This window comes from Amycolatopsis keratiniphila subsp. keratiniphila (assembly GCF_001620365.2).
GTDB lineage: Bacteria > Actinomycetota > Actinomycetes > Mycobacteriales > Pseudonocardiaceae > Amycolatopsis > Amycolatopsis keratiniphila.
The window spans coordinates 157,576-174,494 of the sequence record NZ_LQMT02000014.1 but is presented as its reverse complement, the minus strand read 5'-3'; the positions used below and the strand labels follow the sequence as shown (position 1 = coordinate 174,494).

Genomic DNA, 16,919 nt, shown 5'->3' with positions numbered 1-16,919 from the left:
ACCGCAGCGGTGGCAGGAGCAGCGGGCGGAACCTCCGTGCCATCCAAGGCCCGGGTGGGATTCAGCGCGAGGGCCCGCTTCACCACCGCACCCGCCTCACCCCGCGACAACCCCGCCAAATCCGCGAACCAGCTCGCAGTACTTCCATGCCCGTATAAGTCTTTCGCGCCCCGATTCTCGATCTCCGCCAGAAACTGCCCCAACCCGGCAGTGGCCATGCGAATCACCTGCAAGAACTGCTGCACGCCATGGGCAAGCTCCAGCTTGCCGGCGCGCCACAGCTCCTGCGGCAGTTCGGGGAGGAAGGTCTCGGACACACCTCAATAATACCGCAACACGTCGAACATGTGTTCGTAATTTTAAGCAACAAGTCAACCCGCGTCGACAACACTGACGGGTGAAACAGTCGCCAATGCTGAATCACCCTGAGCGACTAGCATTTAGTCGACTAAATGCGAAGCGCTCGCCGCAATTAGTCGGCTAAATGCGGCGAAGGGCGGCGACTTCAGCCCGTAGGGAAACGACCGCCTCGGCCAGATCCACCGGATCGACGGTCGCCGCCCATTCCCGGATGAGCTCGGACCGCCGCCGCTCGACCTCTTTCTCCTTGTCGCGGATGAGGCCCGCCTCGGTGTACTCCTGCGCATCGACGGCCGCTTCCTTGCGTCGCCGAAATTCGGCGATCTGGGACGTCAGCGCGTCGATCTCAAACGGCGGGTCCGCGGGACCGCGCGAAACGGAACTTCCCCAGACGGCGTTCTCGTCCAGAAAGGGAGCCCAGATTCGCGTATAAGCCTCCCGCACCCGCTCCTCGGTCACCCCGTGTTCGCCCAGGACGCGAGCCGCTCCGCCGCCGGCGGCCAGCAGGCCGACGACCAGTTCCACCAGACCCGAGGATCGGGGCACGTCAAGGACTTCCGCAGTGACCGGATAGCCGTCGACGGTCCCGGCGGCAGGCGACGAAGGAGCTTTCTCCAGTTGCCACACAAGGACATCGCGAGAGATCCCCAAAGCATCGGGGAGCGCGTGCCCCACGCCATCGTCGAGGACCGCGAGCAGAAGCTCCTCACCCCCGATGCGGTCGTGCCCCAGCCGGACCGCGTGCGCGTGCGCCCGCTCCAGCAGGCTCACGCCGACCGCTCCGACGAAGAGTCCCCGATCCGCGGGAAAGGGGCGGTGGAGAAGATGATCTCCACCGCCACCTCGAAGAACTCCGCGATCCGCAGGGCGAGGTAGAGGCTCGGGCTGTACTCGCCGCGTTCGAGGTAGCCGATGGTCTGGTAGTGCACACCCAGCGCATCGGCGAGTTCGCGGCGGGAAATGCCCCGTTCCGCCCGCAACATCGCGATCCGGTTGTAAACGACCTCGCTCATGAGCTAGCCAATTCGCTGCATCGCCTTTTCCCGTCGTGCCGCCACCGAGGACCCGGACTCGCGCCGCGCCATGCGCCGCAGGACGACCGGGGCCAGCGTCAATCCGATCACGGCCCACACCGACAGCACGCCGAGGGTCTCCCAAGGCCGCCAGGACTGGCCGATCTCGATGATCACCGTCGAGTCCGGCAGCAGCGCCGACCGCATGCCGAGGCCGAGCCAGTACATCGGGAACACCTGCCCGAGATACTGCAGCCATTCCGGCAGGGCGGTGATCGGGTAGAAGATCCCCGAGATCGCGCCGATCCCCAGTGTCGGCAGCATGATCAGCCCGATGCTGCGCGCGTTCGAGGTCAGCGAGCCGAAGATCGCACCGATCGGCATGGTCGCGAGCAGGCCGATCACGAGCACCCACAGCAGGCCCAGCCACGACGTCAGCCCACCGGGCGCGATGCCGTCGAACAGGATCAGGCTCGGGATCAGTACCAGCAGCATGCCGATGACGGTGCTCAACGACACCGTGACGACCTTGCCGACGAGGTAGCCGACCATGCCGTTCGGCGTGGCCTTGGCGCGCAGGAGCGTGCCGTCTTCCCGTTCGACGGCGAGTACTCCGGCCATCCCGAGCATGCCGCTGAACACGATCGACGCGCCCAGCACGCTCGGCACGGTGGCGGCGCCGAGCGAGAACTCCGTGCCCGGCAGTTTCGCGCCGCGCATGAAGAACATGACGATCACGAAGATCGCCGGGAAGAGGAAGGTGTTGAAGAGGTCTTCCCGGTTGGTCATCATCTGGCGGGCTTCGAGCCAGCCGCGCCGGATGCCCAGCCGGACACTGTGCTGAATCGTGTTCATCGCGCGCCCACCGCCTCCAGGGACTCGGCCTTGCGGACCAGGGTCATGTACGTGTCTTCGAGCGACGCCCGCCGCACCTCGAGATCGCCGATGGCGTCCCCGTGCTGCTTGAACAGTTCGTGCACGTACTTCGTCGATTCGGTCGTGGAGTGCACGAACCGCTGGCCGTCCAGTGTCCAGCGCACCTCGGCCTCTCCGGCGATCTGCCTGCTCAGCGCGTCGGCCGAACCGTCGGCCACGATGCGGCCGTGGTTCAGGATCAGGATCCGGTCGGCCAGCTTCTCGGCCTCGTCGAGGTCGTGCGTGGTCAGCAGGATCGTCGTGTCGTCGTCATCGGTCAGCCGGTGCACGAGATCGTGGAATTCGCGCCGCGCCTCCGGGTCCAGCCCGGCGGTCGGTTCGTCGAGGAACAGCAGTTCCGGGCGGCCGACGATGCCGATCGCGACGTCGAGCCGTCGCCGCTGCCCGCCCGAGAGCATCCGGACCCTCTTGTCCGCGTGCTCGGTCAGTCCGACCGCGGCGACCAGTTCGTCCGGATCCCACGGCCGCTTGATGCGATCCGTGGAGTACGGCGCGTAGTAGCCGCCCAGGTGCTCCAGCAGCTCGCGCACCCGCCATTTCGCGTGGTCGCGCCAGGCCTGGAGGACGACCCCCAGCCGCGCCCTCCAGTTCTCGTCGGCGTGCGCCGGGTCGACGCCCAGCACGCTGACCTCGCCCTCCGACCGCATCCGGAAGCCTTCGAGGATCTCGATCGTGGTGGTCTTGCCCGCCCCGTTCGGGCCGAGCAGGCAGATCACCTCGCCGCGGTGCGCGGTGAAGTCGACGCCGTGGAGGACGTCGTTCGTGCCGTACCGCATCCGGAGATCTTTGACGGAGATCATCACGTCGTGTGGATCTCTCATTTGGTCACCCCCATCTCAGTGCTGCGATCGAATGTAGCACACCTACTACATATGATCTGAGACATACTCTCGGTCGAATCGGCCATCTACAGTGAGCGCATGTCCACGAGCGCACGTGTCCGAGCCGACGCGTGCCCTGGTGTTTTCGCCACGCACGACGCGGCCGACGGTCCGCTCGCCCGGATCCGGCTGCCCGGCGGCGCCATCTCGGCGGCTCAGTTCCGGGCGCTCGCCGACGCCGCCGACGACCTCGGTGACGGCGCACTCCACCTGACCTCCCGCGGCAACGTGCAGCTGCGCGGGGTCACCCGGCCGGGTCTCGCGGGCAGGCTCGTCGCGGCCGGGCTCCTGCCCTCGCCGTCGCACGAACGCGTTCGCAACATCCTCGCGTCGCCGTTGAGTGAGACCGCGCAAAAGCTCGCCCGGGAACTCGACGAGGCCTTGTGTGCCGTTCCGGAGCTGGCCGAACTCCCGGGGCGCTTCCTGTTCGCCTTCGACGGCGGCCAGGGCGACGTCGCCGGTGAGGGCGCCGACGTCTGCTGGCGCGACGGTGCCGTGCTGCTCGCCGGCGAGGACACCGGCCTGCGCGTCACCGCCGGGCAGGCCGTCGAGACACTGCTCGCGGTCGCGCGCGCGTTCCTTCGCACGAGGGGAACGGCGTGGCGGATCGGCGAACTCGCCGACGTCGAGCCACTGCTCAGCGGCATTCCCGGCGAGACGACGGAGCCGCGGCGGTTCGAGGTGAATCCGGGCCTCCCGATCGGGCCGATCGGTGACGCGATCGGGGTCGCCCCGGTCTTCGGCAGGCTCACCTCGGCTCAGGCGCGCGCGATCGCGAAGGCCGGAAACGCCGTGGTCACGCCGTGGCGGTCGATCCTGGTCCTCGGTCCGTTGGCGCCGGACACAGGGCTGATCACGGATCCGGACGCGCCCTCGCTCGGGATCAGCGCGTGCATCGGGCAGCCGGGCTGTGCCAAGTCGCTCGCCGACGTGCGGGCCGACGCGGCGCGGGTCGGGCGGGCCCCGAGGGCTCATTTCGCCGGTTGTGAACGGCGCTGCGGCAAACCCGCGCGCGAGCACGTCGACGTGCTCGCGACGGGGGACGGTTATCTGGTCGACGGGGCGTACGTCCCGGTCGGCGAGCTGGCGAGAACGTTGGCGGAGAAAGGGACACAGTGATCGACTACATCCGGGACGGGGCCGAGATCTACCGGCATTCGTTCGCCACCATCCGTGAGGAGGCGGATCTCGCGATCCTCCCCGACGACGTCGCGGTGCTGGCCGTGCGGATGATCCACGCCTGCGGGATGGTCGACCTGGTCGACGATCTCCGCTACAGCCTGGACGTGGTGGAATCCGGCCGCGCCGCGCTCGAAGCGGGCGCGCCGATCCTGTGCGACGCGAACATGATCGCCTCCGGGGTGACCCGCAAACGTTTGCCTGCCGCCAACGAGGTGCTGTGCACACTGTCCGATCCGAAGGTGCCCGGGCTGGCCGAGCGGATGGGCACCACCCGCTCCGCGGCCGCGCTGGAGCTGTGGCGCGACAAGCTGCCCGGTTCCGTGGTGGCGATCGGCAACGCGCCCACCGCGCTGTTCCGCCTGCTGGAGCTGCTCGAAGAGGGCGTCGGCGCGCCGGCGGCGATCATCGGTGTGCCGGTGGGCTTCATCGGCGCGGCCGAGTCCAAAGTGGAGCTCGCGAAGCGCGCGCCCGCCCCGTACCTGGTGGTGCACGGACGACGCGGCGGCAGCGCGATGGCCGTCGCCGCGATCAACGCGATGGCGAGTGAGGTCGAATGAGCGGGAAACTCTGGGGTGTCGGGCTCGGACCCGGTGACCCGGAACTGATGACGGTCAAGGCCGCGCGCCTGATCGGCGAGGCCGACGTCATCGCCTATCACAGCGCGCGGCACGGCCGGAGCATCGCGCGTTCGGTCGCCGAGCCGTACCTGCGGGACGGGCAGATCGAGGAGAAGCTGGTCTACCCGGTCACCACGGAGACCACCGACCATCCCGGCGGCTACGAAGGCGCCATCGCCGACTTCTACGAGCTGAGCGCGAAACGGCTCGCCGAACACCTCGACGCTGGACGCGACGTGGTCGTGCTCTGCGAAGGCGACCCGTTCTTCTACGGCTCCTACATGTACATGCACGAGCGGCTCGCCGACCGCTACGAGGCGACCGTGGTGCCGGGCGTGACGTCGGTCAGCGCGGCGTCGTCGGTGCTCGGCCGCCCGCTGGTGCAGCGCGACGAGGTCCTCACCATCCTGCCCGGCACGCTGCCCGCCCCGGAGCTCGCGCGCCGCCTGGCCGACACGCAGGCCGCGGCGGTGCTCAAACTCGGCCGCACGTTCGGCAACGTCCGCGAGGCACTGGCCGAAGCCGGAAAGCTGGACGACGCCTTCTACGTCGAACGGGCGACCTGGCCGGCGCAGCGCGTCGAGCCGTTCGCCGACGTCGACCCGGAGTCGGTGCCGTACTTCTCGCTGGCGCTGCTGCCCAGCCCCGCCTACGCCTCCCGGCTCGCCGACGAACCCGAAGTCACCCGTGAGGTGGAAACGCACACCGGCGGCGAGGTCGTGGTCGTCGGCCTGGGTCCGGCCGGCCCGGACTGGCTGACGCCCGAGGCGACCGCGGAACTGGCCGCGGCGGAGCACATCGTCGGCTACGGCCCGTACGTCGCGCGAGTGCCGCAGCGCGCGGGCCAGCAGCGGCACGCGTCGGGGAACCGCGTCGAGGCCGACCGCGCCGTCGAAGCGCTCGAACTGGCCGCGAACGGCGCCAAGGTCGCGGTGGTCTCCTCGGGTGATCCCGGCGTGTTCGCGATGGCGTCGGCCGTGCTGGAGCAGGTCGCGGCCGGACACGGCGCGGGCGCCCGGGTGCGGATCGTGCCGGGCGTGACCGCCGCGCAGGCGGCCGCGTCCCGGGTCGGCGCGCCGCTGGGGCACGACTACTGCGTGCTCTCCCTGTCCGACCGGCTCAAGCCGTGGGAGATCATCGAACGTCGGCTCGACGCGGCGGGCGCGGCGGATCTCGTGCTCGCGCTGTACAACCCGGCGTCCCGCACGCGGACCACGCAGCTCGCGCAGGCCCGCGACGTCCTGCTCCGGCACCGCGCGCCGGAGACGCCGGTGGTCGTCGCCCGGGACGTCGGCGGTTCCGAGGAGGACATCCGCGTGGTCACCCTCGGCACCCTCGATCCGGCCAGTGTGGACATGCGCTGCCTGCTGATCATCGGCTCGTCGAAGACCCGCGCCGAGAACGGCGTCGTCTGGACACCGCGCACCTACGAGTGATGGCCGAGCCCGGCGTTCCGGGCTTGGGCGAGCAACAGCTCACGGTCGTCCACGCCGGCCTTGGCGTGGATCGACGTGACGACGTTACGCACGGTTTTGGGCGCGAGCCCCAGCTGCCGCGCGGCGGCGGGAATCGTCAGGCCGCCGGCCAGGAGGTCGAGCACCTCGTGTTCGCGCGGGGTCAGCCGCGGGAACGCCCGCATCGGCTGGGAAGCGGCGAGCAGGCCGTAAAGCCGGTCCGCGGCGCGCTCGCCGAAGAGCACCGCGCCCGCCGCCACCCCGCGGATGAAGCGGACCAGATCGTCGGGGCCCGCGCCGCGGGACAGGACGCCGCGTGCGCCCGCGAGCATCGCGGCGACCACGAGTTCGCCGTCGCCGGGTGGGGTCAGCACCAGCACGGCGGTGCCCGGTACGCGGGACGACACCTCGCGTGTCACGGCGAGCCCGTCGAGCGACGGCGGGTGGACCGGCAGGACGACGACGTCCGGCCGCAGCGTCCTGGCGTGCCAGACCGCTTCACGTTCGTCGGGGGTATGAGCGACCACCTCCAGCTCCGAGGACGCGGGCGGTTCGGGGACGCCCGCGAAGACCACGGTCACCGCATGGGTTCGAATCGGCACGCCATCGGTTGTAGCGCAGAACTTTTGTACAGTGTCCGGCCGTTTTCGGTGAACAATGTCCAATCGGTAACGGTTCGACGATCAGGGGGGCCTGGTGCCGAGACGCGAGCGCCCGCTGGGGCCGGGCGACGACGTCGTCGTGAGCTTCGCGGCGGATCTTCGACTGCTTCGCGAGAAGGCGGGCGGGCCGACGTACCGCGAGCTTTCGACGCGCGCGGGCTACTCGGCCGCCGCGCTCTCCGAAGCCGCGGGCGGGCGGAAGCTACCAGGGCTCGCGGTCACCACGGCGTACGTCACCGCGTGCGGTGGCGACATCGCGGCGTGGGAGGAGCGCTGGCGCACGGTCGCCGCCGGGCTCGCCGCGGCCTCCGGCGTACGCGACGAAACCGAACTCCCGTACCTCGGATTGGCCGCGTTCCAGACCGCCGACGCCGACCGCTTCTTCGGCCGCGAGCGGCTGGTCGCCGAGCTGACCGGCAAGCTCGCGGAAAAACGGCTCGTCGGGGTCTTCGGTGCCTCGGGGTCGGGGAAGTCGTCGGTCCTGCGGGCCGGGCTGGCGGCGGTGAGCGAACGCCCCGTCGTCCTCCGCACGCCTGGGGCGCATCCGCTCGACGAGGACCTCGACGCCGAGGGACGGCTGCTGATCGTCGACCAGTTCGAGGAGGTCTACACGCTCTGCCGGGACCGGATCGAACGCGAGAAGTTCATCGACGCGCTGGTCGCGCTCTCCCGCGACGAGCACGGCACGCGGGTCGTCCTCGGTGTCCGCGCGGACTTCTACGGTCACCTCTGCCGTCACGCCGGTCTGGTCGAGGCGCTCACCGACGCGCAGGTGATGGTGGGCCCGATGACCGCCGACGAACTCCGGACCGCGATCGTCGAACCCGCCGTCCGCGCGGGCTGCCGGGTCGAGGCGGCGCTGGTCACGACGCTCGTCGCCGACGCCACCGGCCAGCCCGCGATGCTGCCGCTGGTGTCGCACGCGTTGCTGGAGACCTGGCGGCGGCGTCAGGGGATCACGCTGACCAGCGCGGCGTACGAAGCGGCGGGCGGGATCCTCAACGCGATCGCGCGGACCGCGGAGGCGGTCTACACGGATCTGGAGCCGGACCGGCAGCGCGTCGTGCGGCAGATCTTCCTTCGCCTGACCGCGCTCGGCGAAGGCACCGAAGACACGAAGCGCCGTCTCAACCGGCGCGAACTCGACGACGACCCGGCCACGACGGAGGTACTCGAACGCCTCGCCGACGCGCGTCTGCTCGTCCTCGACCGCGACGGCGTCGAGATCGCCCACGAGGCCTTGATCCGCAGCTGGCCGCGGCTGCGCGACTGGCTCGCGGAGGACCGCGAAGGGCACCGCCTGCACCGGCAACTGGCCGAGGCGACCGAGCTGTGGGAGTCGCTGGATCGCGACAAGGGCAGTCTCTATCGCGGCACGCGGCTGGGTCTCGCGGCCGAATGGGCGGAGCGGGAGCCGGACGCGCTGAGCGCGCGCGAGCGGACGTTCCTTCAGGCCGGGCTCGACGCCGAAGCCGAGGAGACCGCCGTCGGCCGCAAACGGACGCGGAGGCTGCGAAGACTCGTCGCGCTCCTCGGCGTCCTGTTGCTCCTGGCGGGTGTCGCCGTGGGGTACGCCGTCGACGCCGGGCGGACCGCCACCGAACAGCGGAACGAGGCGCTCGCGCGGAAAGCCGTCGTCGACGCGAAGACGTTGCGGGAGTCGAATCCGGCGCTGTCGACCCAGCTCAGTCTCGCCGCGTACCGGCTCGCGCCGATCCAGGAGACCCACGACGGCCTGCTCGCGTCGATGGCGGCGCCGTTCGCCACCCGGATGGTCTTCGATCCGGGCGACGTCACCGTCGCGCTGAGCGGGCAGCTCATGATCACCTCCGATGCCTATCGGGCGACGCAGGTGTGGTCCATCGCCGATTCACGGCAGCCGGATCTCCTGGCGACGCTGCCCGGCTCGGCGGAGGTCCGCGGTCCGCTGGCGTTCAGCCGCGACGGGCGCGCGCTCGCGACGGTCACCCGCGATCATCGGGTCCGGCTCTGGGATCTGTCCGATCCGCGGCGACCGGTGCGGAAAGCGGACGTCACCGGGCATCGGGACGTCCTGCTCTCCCTCGACTTCAGCCGGGACGGCCGCCTGCTCGTCAGCGGCTCGGTCGACCGGACGGTCCGGCTCACCGACGTCGGCGACCTCGGCGCGCCTAAACCGCTCGGCGGTATCCCGGCCGCACAGCTCGAACGCGCCGTCCTGAGCCCCGATGGAACGCTGCTCGCGGTCACGAACACGAACTGGACGGCGGAGCTCTGGGACGTGACCACCCCGTCCGCGCCGCGACGGCGCTCCGTCCTTTCCGGACACAAGGACCTGCAGCTCACCCCGTCGTGGAGCCCGGACGGCAAACGGCTGCTCACCACCAGCTGGGATCGCACCGCGAAGCTGTGGGACGTCGCCGATCCGGCGGCGCCGCGGCACCTGTCGACGTTGACCACCCCGGCCGTGGTCTGGGCGGCCGGGTTCAGCCCGAGCGGCAGGCTGGTGGTGACCGCGGGGGACGACCAGTCCGTGCGTCTCTGGGACGTCACGGGGCCGGCGAAGGAACTGCCGCCGCTGTCCGGGCATACGAACTCCATCTGGTGGACCGCGTTCTCACCGGACGGCAAGACCATCGTGTCGGCCAGTGCCGATCGCACCGTCCGGCTTCAGGACGTCGGCGAACTCGCGCTGGCGTCGAGCGCGGGCTGGAACGTCGGCACCTTCCTCGAACAGGGGCGCATCCTCGTCACCGCGGGGGACGACGTGCGGCTGTGGTCGATGGACGATCTGCGTGCCCCGAGGCAGCTTTCGAAGCTTCCCGGCCCCGCGACCGTCACCGCGGTCGCGGTGAGCCCGGACCGGCGGAGTCTCGCGCTGGCCGCGCACGCCGGTGCCGGTGTCGGCGGGACGTTCGTGCTGCAGCGCTGGGACATCAGTGAGCCGACGGCGCCGAAACTGCTGGCGTCGACCGAAGTCCTGCCGACCTACTCGCTCGCCTTCAGCCCGGACGGGAAGACCTTCGCCTCCGGCCGCGACGACGGACCGATCACGCTCTGGGACGTCAGCGATCCCCGGCGGTTCACCGGGCCGAGGGATCTGCCGGTCGGCGACGGCACGGTGTGGTCGCTCGCGTTCACCCCGGACGGACGGACGCTCGTGGCGAGCCAGGGGCCGGACTCGTCCGCGGTGACCCTGTGGGACGTCGCCGACCCGCGGCGGCCGAGCCTGGTCTCGACCCTGCGGCCCGACGGGGGCACGGTGTTCAAGATGGCGCTCAGCCCCGACGGCCGCACGGTCGCCGCGGGCGGCAGCGACCGGAACGTCTACCTCTGGGACATCACCGATCGCGCGCACGTCGCGCGGCCGGTCAAACTGGCCGGGCACGCCGAAGGCGTCGGGCCGCTCGCGTTCGGCCCGGACGGCCGGGAACTGGCGGCGTCGGCGTTCCGGACGGTGCGGGTCTGGGATGTGACCGATCCGCGGAAACCGGTGGAGACGACGCAGCTCACCGGTTTCGGGGCGACGGTCAACTCGCTGGCGTACCGGGACGACGGGCATACGCTCGCGATCGGGAGCAGCGGCGTCCAGCTGTGGCAGACGGACCCCGCGAAGGTGAGCGAGGAGATCTGCAGGCTGGCGACGCCGAGGATCACGCGGGAAGAGTGGGAGAAGTACTTTCCGGGGCTCGAATACGCGCCACCGTGTGGATGAGTGACTCCCGGAAGTCCGTGAGGCAAAGGTGTCGGGTGCGGTGGGTGGTCCGCTCATGGCCTTCTGCGGCCCCCACCCAGGCGCAGGGGCTTGAACGAACAATGTCCACAAAGGGCATCAGTCGGTAAGTAGATGTCAGTTTGATGTTTATCTGTACGGTTTTCGCTGGGGTCGTGAGTGTTTGGGTCGTTAGAGCCAAGGGTGTCTTGAGTACCTATGCGGAGCGCGGCTGCGGCTGATCCAACCTGCGTCAGTAGCCACTAGCGGAGTGGTGTGGGCTGAAGGCTCCCTTCGCCGAGTCTGATGCGGCGAAAGGAGCCTTCGCTCCCGGTCGGCTACGGGGAGCGGCGGTTCGGTCGCAGGTGTCGCCTCGTGAGTGTTTTGGGTCGTTAGAACGACCCAAAACACTCACGACCCCTTCGTAAAACGCCCTAATCGGGCACGCTCGCCCCGGAAGTGGCCCCTGTGGACAGGAGGGCGTCAGGCCACTGAGCCCTCTCCGCCACCCACTTGATCTGCGGATAGACGACTTGCCTCCGCCGGCGTTGCGAAAGTGGCTTTCGCAACCTGCCGTACTGCGTGGACATAGGGCCCGACGGGGCCGAGAAGTGGACGGAGTAACTCTCTCCGTAATAAACATATAGCGCATGGGGGGACTTGCCACAAGACCCCGGTGATGCCTCAGACTCACTCGCCGTAGCCGAAACCTGGCGAAATGGGAGTCTGTGTCAACTCAGGGTCATGAAGAAGAGCTCCGGTCCGAACGCGAATACGTCGCCGGGCTCTACACGCGCCTGGACGCCGAACGCGCGCGGGTGAAGGGGGAGTACCAGGCCGCGCTGGGCGGAACCGGCGGGACGGCGATGGAACGTGACGTCGAGGTGCGCGCGCTGGCCAGGGAGTCGCGGCGGCTGGACGTCGTCGACAACGGGTTGTGCTTCGGCAGGCTGGACAGCCTGGCGGGGGAGACCTCGTACATCGGCCGCATCGGTCTCTTCGACGAGGAGAACGACTACGAACCGGTGCTGCTCGACTGGCGGGCGCCGGCGGCGCGCCCGTTCTACACCGCGACCGCCGCGACGCCGGAGAAGATGCGCCGTCGCCGTCAGTTCCACACGCACGGCCGTGAGCTGCTCGGATTCACCGACGAGGTGTTCGGCCGTCCCGGCGGTGACGCGGAGGGTGACGCGGCGCTGCTCGCGGCCGTCAACGCGCCGCGTGGCGAGGGGATGCGGGACATCGTCGCGACGATCCAGTCCGAACAGGACGAGATCATCCGGCACGAGCATCCCGGGGTGCTCGTGATCGAGGGCGGGCCGGGGACCGGGAAGACCGTGGTCGCGCTGCACCGCGTCGCGTACCTGCTCTACACGCAGCGCGAGCGGATGGAGCGCCACGGCGTGCTCGTGGTCGGGCCCAATTCGGCGTTCCTGCACCATATCGGCCGTGTCCTGCCGTCGCTGGGCGAGACCGACGTGGTGTTCATGACCACCGGCGATCTCGTGCCCGGCAAGCACGTCACCGCCGAGGACGGGCCGGAGGCCACGCGGCTCAAGGGTTCGCTGAAGATGCTGGACGTCCTCAAAGCCGCCGTCGCCGACCGGCAGCGGCTGCCCGAGGAACCGGTGCTGATCGACCTGGCCGACGTCACCGTGCGGATCGACGCCGAGACCGCGGAATGGGCTCGCGACGAGGCACGCAAGAGCGGTCTGCCGCACAACGAGGCGCGCGGGACGTTCACCGACATCGTCACCTACGTGCTGACCGAGCGGGCGATCGCGCGGATCGGCCGCGGCTGGCTCAGCCGGGACGACCGCGACGAATGGGAGCGGCTGCGGAAGGACCTGCTCAAGGAACTGGCGGAGAGCGAGACGTTCACCGCCGCGCTCGACGACCTTTGGCCGATCCTCACGCCCGAAAGCCTGCTGGCGACATTGCTCTCGTCCTCGGAGCGGCTTCGCGCGGCGGGGGCCGACCAGGCATTGCTGCGCGCCGACGGGGAGGCCTGGACGGTGTCGGACATGCCGTTGCTCGACGAACTCGTCGACCTGCTCGGCCGCGACAAGGCGGAGGACAAGGCCGCCGAGATGGCGCTCGCGCGGGAGAAGAAGGCCGAGGCCGAGTACGCCGAAGGCGTGTTCGACACGATGAAGCTCGACCGCGAGGAGATGGACGAGGACATCATGCTCTCGGCGGAGAACCTGCTCTTCGCCGACGAACTCGCCGACCGGTTCGTCGAACACGACACGCGCAGCCTCGTCGAGCGTGCCTCGGCGGACCGGGACTGGACGTACCGGCACGTCGTGGTCGACGAGGCGCAGGAACTGTCCGAAATGGACTGGCGGGTGCTGATGCGGCGCTGTCCCAACCGGTCGTTCACCGTCGTCGGCGATCTGGCGCAGCGGCGGTCCGAGGCCGGGGCACGCTCGTGGGACGCGATGCTGAAGCCGTACGTGCCGGGGCGCTGGGTCTACCGCTCGCTGACGGTGAACTACCGGACCCCGGCGGAGATCATGGCCGTCGCGGCGTCGGTGCTCGCCGAGTTCGCGCCGGAGGTCCGGGCGCCGGAATCGGTGCGGTCCAACGGGGTCCGGCCGTGGGCGCGGCAGGTCGACGCGGAATCCCTGGCGGGCGCCATCGAGGAGTTCGTCAAGGACGAAGCCGGGCGTGAAGGCACCAGTGTCGTGATCGGGCCGCCCGGCGTACCGGGCACGGTGCCCGCGTCGGAGACGAAGGGGCTCGAGTACGACGCCGTCCTCGTCGTGGACCCGGAGCGGATCCTGGCCGATGGGCCGCGAGGTGCCGCTGAGCTCTATGTGGCGCTAACGCGCGCTACGCAGCGCCTCGGCGTCCTTCACGAGGCTCCGCTGCCGCCCGCGCTGGCGGGCCTGAACCCGTAACTCGCGTGATCAGACACCGCACTCGCGTGATTGGGGCCGTAACTCGTGAGTTCCGGCCCCAATCACGCGAGTTACGGGCTCAATCACGCGAGTGACGGCTAGCGAGTCGGGTCCTTGCCGTTCGGCTGGCGCGGTCCGGGACCGGGGGACCACCAGCCGGGGACGACCTTCTCGCCGTGGACGATCGTCGGCGCGATCCCCTCGGTGAACGGTTCGACCTGCAGCAGTTGGCCCCAGGACTGGCTCGGCTGGCCGATCAGGTAGCTGGGCACCTCGGGTTCGGCCGCGACCTCTTCGAGCCAGCCGATCGGGCCGCCGTTGGTGCTGGACGCCCAGTTCGCCTCGTCGGCGACGGCGCCGGCGGTGATCCGGTACTCGGGCATCTTCGAGATGCCGTCGTGCGAGGTCACCGGCTGCACGCACGGGTAGACGAACGACGCGGGCCAGTCGACGTACACCGGCTTGCCCGCGATCTTCTCGGTCAGCGTGGTGAACGTCGGCACGCGGGGCGCGGACGCGGCGATCCAGCCGTCCTCGGTGAGGTCGTTGTCGACGATGTTGATCCGCACGGACGTCGTCTCGGCCGGCAGATCGCGCAGGTTGATCCGGGTGTCGTTCCAGCCGTTCGTCCCGGCGCCCGGCGGCAGCACGAACTGGCTGCGGACGACCTTCACGCCTTCGCTGGTGTTCACGCCGTAGTCGAGGCTGACCGACGTCGGGCGCCGGGCCGCGCCCGCGGTGGCGACCACGATCTGCCCGTCGGCCGGCTTTTCGGAGAGGGCGTACCAGTCGCTGCGCAGCCGCCCGGCCCGCGTCTCGGGGTCGAGGAAGCTGCTCCACATCGGGACTTCGTCGGGTTTGAAGCCGTGCGGCGGTTCGGCCAGCGGGTCCTTGTCGTCGATCGCGCGGGTGTGGAACCCGGTCTGCACCCGGCCGTTGTCCTGCTCGGGGTCGGGCAGCGGCGGCGGGGTCTGCCCGGCGGGCGGCTCCTCCTTCTTCACCGGGACCGTCCGCTGTTCGGGCTGGGCCCGCAGGATGCTGGTCGCGGCGTCCCGTTCCACCATCACGTGGTCGGAGAGGTTGCAGCTCTTGCCGAACAGATGCCCGAAGTTCGCGGCGCCGAGGCTGTAGGAACCCTGCTGGTTGTGGATCGCCCACGCCATGCTGACGAACTCGCCCGTGGCCATCAGGCCGCAGACCACCACCAGCGAGAGCGAGCCGAGCCGCAGCGACCTGCTCCGCCCTTCCTGCGGCCCCGCCTGCAGGCCGGGCCGGTGCGCGCGGACGTTCTCCACGAACGCGTACACCCCGGAGATCGCGGCCGCGATCAGCAGGATGGTCGACAGCGGGATCCCGCCGATCGAGGGCGCCACGGCGGTCCACTGCACGCCGAGTTTCGAGACGAACCAGTACGAGTTGGGCCCGGTCGCGGCCAGTGCGCCGACCACCAGCAACCCGGCGAGGAACGCCGCTCGGTTACGCCGAGAGCGCAGCACCGTCGAGCTGGTCGCCAGCGCGGTCAACGCCGCCATGGCCGCGCCGACCGCGGCGAACGCGCCGAAGTGGTGCGTCCACTTGGTCGGGGTCAGCGCCAGCAGCAGGAAGAACAGCGCGACCGTGCCGATCAGGCGGCGGCTGGGGCCGAGCGCGGCGCCGGGGATCCGGCCGCGGCGCAGCAGCACCACCAGGCAGGTCCCGGTGCACAGCAGTACCAGCAGCACGGGGAAGCGGCGGGGCACGGAGCCGTCCGGCAGGCTTTCGAACAGCAGCTGGTAGCGCGCGAGTTCCTGGAACCACGACAGGTTCGGGCCGACCAGGGTGCGGATCCGGGTCGCCTCCTGCACGGTGGCGAAGGTCTGGTCGGCGAACACCACGACCAGCACCAGCAGCCCGGCGGCCAGCACCGGCCCGAGTACCGGCAGCCAGCCGTTCTCGGCGCGCTGGCGGACCAGTTTGTACAGCGGGCGCGCGGCGACCAGGAACGGCGCGACCGCGATCAGCCCGGTCGGCGTCGCGGCCAGGGTGAACCCGGCCGCGGTCAGCCCGAGGCACAACGGCAGCAGACGGCGGGTCACCAGCGCGCGCTCGACGGCGCAGATCGCCAGCAGCGAGCCCAGCGCGGCGACCGGTTCCGGCCGGACCCCGTTGTTGAACGGCATCCACCAGACCAGGAACACCGCGGCGGCGGCCCAGCCGGCGGCGCGGCTCGTGCGGACCTGGGTGCCCAGACGCGGCATGACCTCGCGGCTGATCAGCAGCCAGCTCAGCACGCCGAGCACGAACGACGGGAGCCGGATCCACGGCGGCACCGTGCTGACGTGCGCCATCAGCTGATACACGTGGTAGAACCAGCCGAACGGCGCCTCGGCGACCCCGAACCAGCGGTGGTAGTTCGTGAGGTAGCCGGTCTCTTCGGCCACTCTCGACATCGTGAGGATGTAGCCGTCGTCCGAGGTGACCGGGCCGATGAACACCCACGCGCCGAGCGCGATGATCACCGTCGCGTCGCGGGCGGTCAGCCGCCACCAGCCGACCGGCGCCCAGCGTGGCGCGCGGCGGGCGAATCCGGAGTCCATCCGCCACACCGCGATCAGGCAGCCGATGAACGACAGCGCCGCGATGACGCCGATGATCCACTTCCACACCGTCGGCGACGTCTGGTAGCGGGTGTCCGGGACGACCGAGACGTGCAGGCCGGCGACCGGGTCCTTGCCCGCGTTGATCGACGAGTAGATCCCGACCAGCCGCGGCCGGACGTCGCCCTCGGCGTGGAACACCACGGTCTCGGCGACGGTCACCGTCATCTGGTTCGCGTCCGCACGGAGCTTGACGTCGCAGTTGTTCTCCGGGAGCGGCTGCTGCACGATCTGCTGCCCCTGGCTGGAGGCGAGCAGTACGCCGTTGTCGATGCGCAGCTGCAGGCCGACGCCCTTGCCCGCGCGCGGGTCGGTGCGGCCGTCGGGCACGGTGGAGAACAACAGCGCCTGACCCTGCGAACGCGCGTCCAGCGAGCGGACGGTCGTGCACGGCAGATCGACGCGCAGGTCCTGCGCCCAGTACCCGGTCAAGGGCGCGTTGACGGAGCGGGTGTCGCCGCCCGTTGGCCAGACGACCTCCGCTGTGTCCTGCACCACCGGCAGGAAGGGGAAAGCCAATGCGCACAAGGCGGACAGCAACCCCAGCGTGACAGCGATCAAACGCATCGGCGCAACGCTAACGG

Annotated in this window: 11 protein-coding genes and 1 pseudogene; 5 read left to right on the top strand and 7 right to left on the bottom strand. The window is 70.1% G+C overall.

The genetic code is table 11. The features are described 5' to 3' along the window. The 5 genes and pseudogenes from AVR91_RS43815 to AVR91_RS15980 all read right to left on the bottom strand — a co-directional run. Nucleotides 1-317 (bottom strand): annotated as a pseudogene (locus AVR91_RS43815) (HNH endonuclease); the annotation flags it as partial. 163 nt (nt 318-480) lie between these two features. Next, nucleotides 481-1,131 carry a Clp protease N-terminal domain-containing protein gene (locus AVR91_RS15995; protein ID WP_063271313.1) on the bottom strand — a complete coding sequence of 217 codons (651 nt, stop codon included), beginning with the start codon at nt 1,129-1,131 and terminating at the stop codon, nt 481-483. Beyond that, nucleotides 1,128-1,373, bottom strand: coding sequence for a helix-turn-helix transcriptional regulator (locus tag AVR91_RS15990; RefSeq protein WP_005162705.1), 246 nt, complete (start codon nt 1,371-1,373; stop codon nt 1,128-1,130). The genes AVR91_RS15995 and AVR91_RS15990 overlap by 4 nt, the downstream gene beginning before the upstream one ends. 3 nt (nt 1,374-1,376) lie before the next feature. Continuing rightward, a complete protein-coding gene (locus AVR91_RS15985) occupies nt 1,377-2,228 on the bottom strand; it encodes an ABC transporter permease (protein ID WP_063271314.1) in 852 nt (283 codons plus the stop codon). After that, complete coding sequence (locus AVR91_RS15980; protein ID WP_063271315.1) at nt 2,225-3,130, bottom strand: ABC transporter ATP-binding protein; 906 nt, start codon at nt 3,128-3,130, stop codon at nt 2,225-2,227. Before AVR91_RS15980 ends, AVR91_RS15985 begins: the two co-directional genes overlap by 4 nt. A 99-nt stretch (nt 3,131-3,229) precedes the next feature. Here AVR91_RS15980 and AVR91_RS15975 point away from each other — a divergent pair, with 99 nt between their 5' ends. The 3 genes from AVR91_RS15975 to AVR91_RS15965 are packed head-to-tail and all read left to right on the top strand — an operon-like array spanning nt 3,230 to nt 6,425. Continuing rightward, complete coding sequence (locus tag AVR91_RS15975; protein ID WP_063271316.1) at nt 3,230-4,309, top strand: precorrin-3B synthase; 1,080 nt, start codon at nt 3,230-3,232, stop codon at nt 4,307-4,309. Beyond that, nucleotides 4,306-4,929 (top strand): precorrin-8X methylmutase, encoded by a 624-nt coding sequence (locus AVR91_RS15970; RefSeq protein ID WP_016332061.1) that lies wholly within the window; start codon nt 4,306-4,308, stop codon nt 4,927-4,929. The genes AVR91_RS15975 and AVR91_RS15970 overlap by 4 nt, the downstream gene beginning before the upstream one ends. After that, on the top strand, nt 4,926-6,425 hold the full coding sequence (locus AVR91_RS15965; protein ID WP_063271317.1) for a precorrin-2 C(20)-methyltransferase: 1,500 nt from the start codon (nt 4,926-4,928) through the stop codon (nt 6,423-6,425). The genes AVR91_RS15970 and AVR91_RS15965 overlap by 4 nt, the downstream gene beginning before the upstream one ends. Here the strand turns inward: AVR91_RS15965 and AVR91_RS15960 are convergent. Further along, nucleotides 6,416-7,045 (bottom strand): response regulator, encoded by a 630-nt coding sequence (locus AVR91_RS15960; protein ID WP_228708365.1) that lies wholly within the window; start codon nt 7,043-7,045, stop codon nt 6,416-6,418. The genes AVR91_RS15965 and AVR91_RS15960 overlap by 10 nt on opposite strands. A 94-nt stretch (nt 7,046-7,139) precedes the next feature. On the opposite strand from AVR91_RS15960, the gene AVR91_RS15955 reads away from it, so the two are divergent. Then, nucleotides 7,140-10,799: a WD40 repeat domain-containing protein gene (locus AVR91_RS15955; RefSeq protein ID WP_063271319.1), complete on the top strand. Its 3,660-nt coding sequence runs from the start codon at nt 7,140-7,142 to the stop codon at nt 10,797-10,799. Between the two features lie 725 nt (nt 10,800-11,524). Continuing rightward, nucleotides 11,525-13,699 carry an RNA polymerase recycling motor ATPase HelR gene (helR, locus tag AVR91_RS15950; RefSeq protein ID WP_063271320.1) on the top strand — a complete coding sequence of 725 codons (2,175 nt, stop codon included), beginning with the start codon at nt 11,525-11,527 and terminating at the stop codon, nt 13,697-13,699. Nucleotides 13,700-13,797: 98 nt separating this feature from the next. Here helR and AVR91_RS15945 read toward each other — a convergent pair whose 3' ends face one another. Then, nucleotides 13,798-16,902, bottom strand: coding sequence for an arabinosyltransferase domain-containing protein (locus AVR91_RS15945; RefSeq protein ID WP_076857353.1), 3,105 nt, complete (start codon nt 16,900-16,902; stop codon nt 13,798-13,800). Nucleotides 16,903-16,919 lie beyond the last annotated feature (17 nt).

Bases quoted from the DNA above. Each gene is read 5' to 3' on its own strand.
- AVR91_RS15990 (WP_005162705.1), bottom strand. From the start codon at position 1,373: ATGAGCGAGGTCGTTTACAACCGGATCGCGATGTTGCGGGCGGAACGG.
- AVR91_RS15985 (WP_063271314.1), bottom strand. From the start codon at position 2,228: ATGAACACGATTCAGCACAGTGTCCGGCTGGGCATCCGGCGCGGCTGG.
- AVR91_RS15980 (WP_063271315.1), bottom strand. From the start codon at position 3,130: ATGAGAGATCCACACGACGTGATGATCTCCGTCAAAGATCTCCGGATG.
- AVR91_RS15975 (WP_063271316.1), top strand. From the start codon at position 3,230: ATGTCCACGAGCGCACGTGTCCGAGCCGACGCGTGCCCTGGTGTTTTC.
- AVR91_RS15965 (WP_063271317.1), top strand. From the start codon at position 4,926: ATGAGCGGGAAACTCTGGGGTGTCGGGCTCGGACCCGGTGACCCGGAA.
- AVR91_RS15945 (WP_076857353.1), bottom strand. From the start codon at position 16,902: ATGCGTTTGATCGCTGTCACGCTGGGGTTGCTGTCCGCCTTGTGCGCA.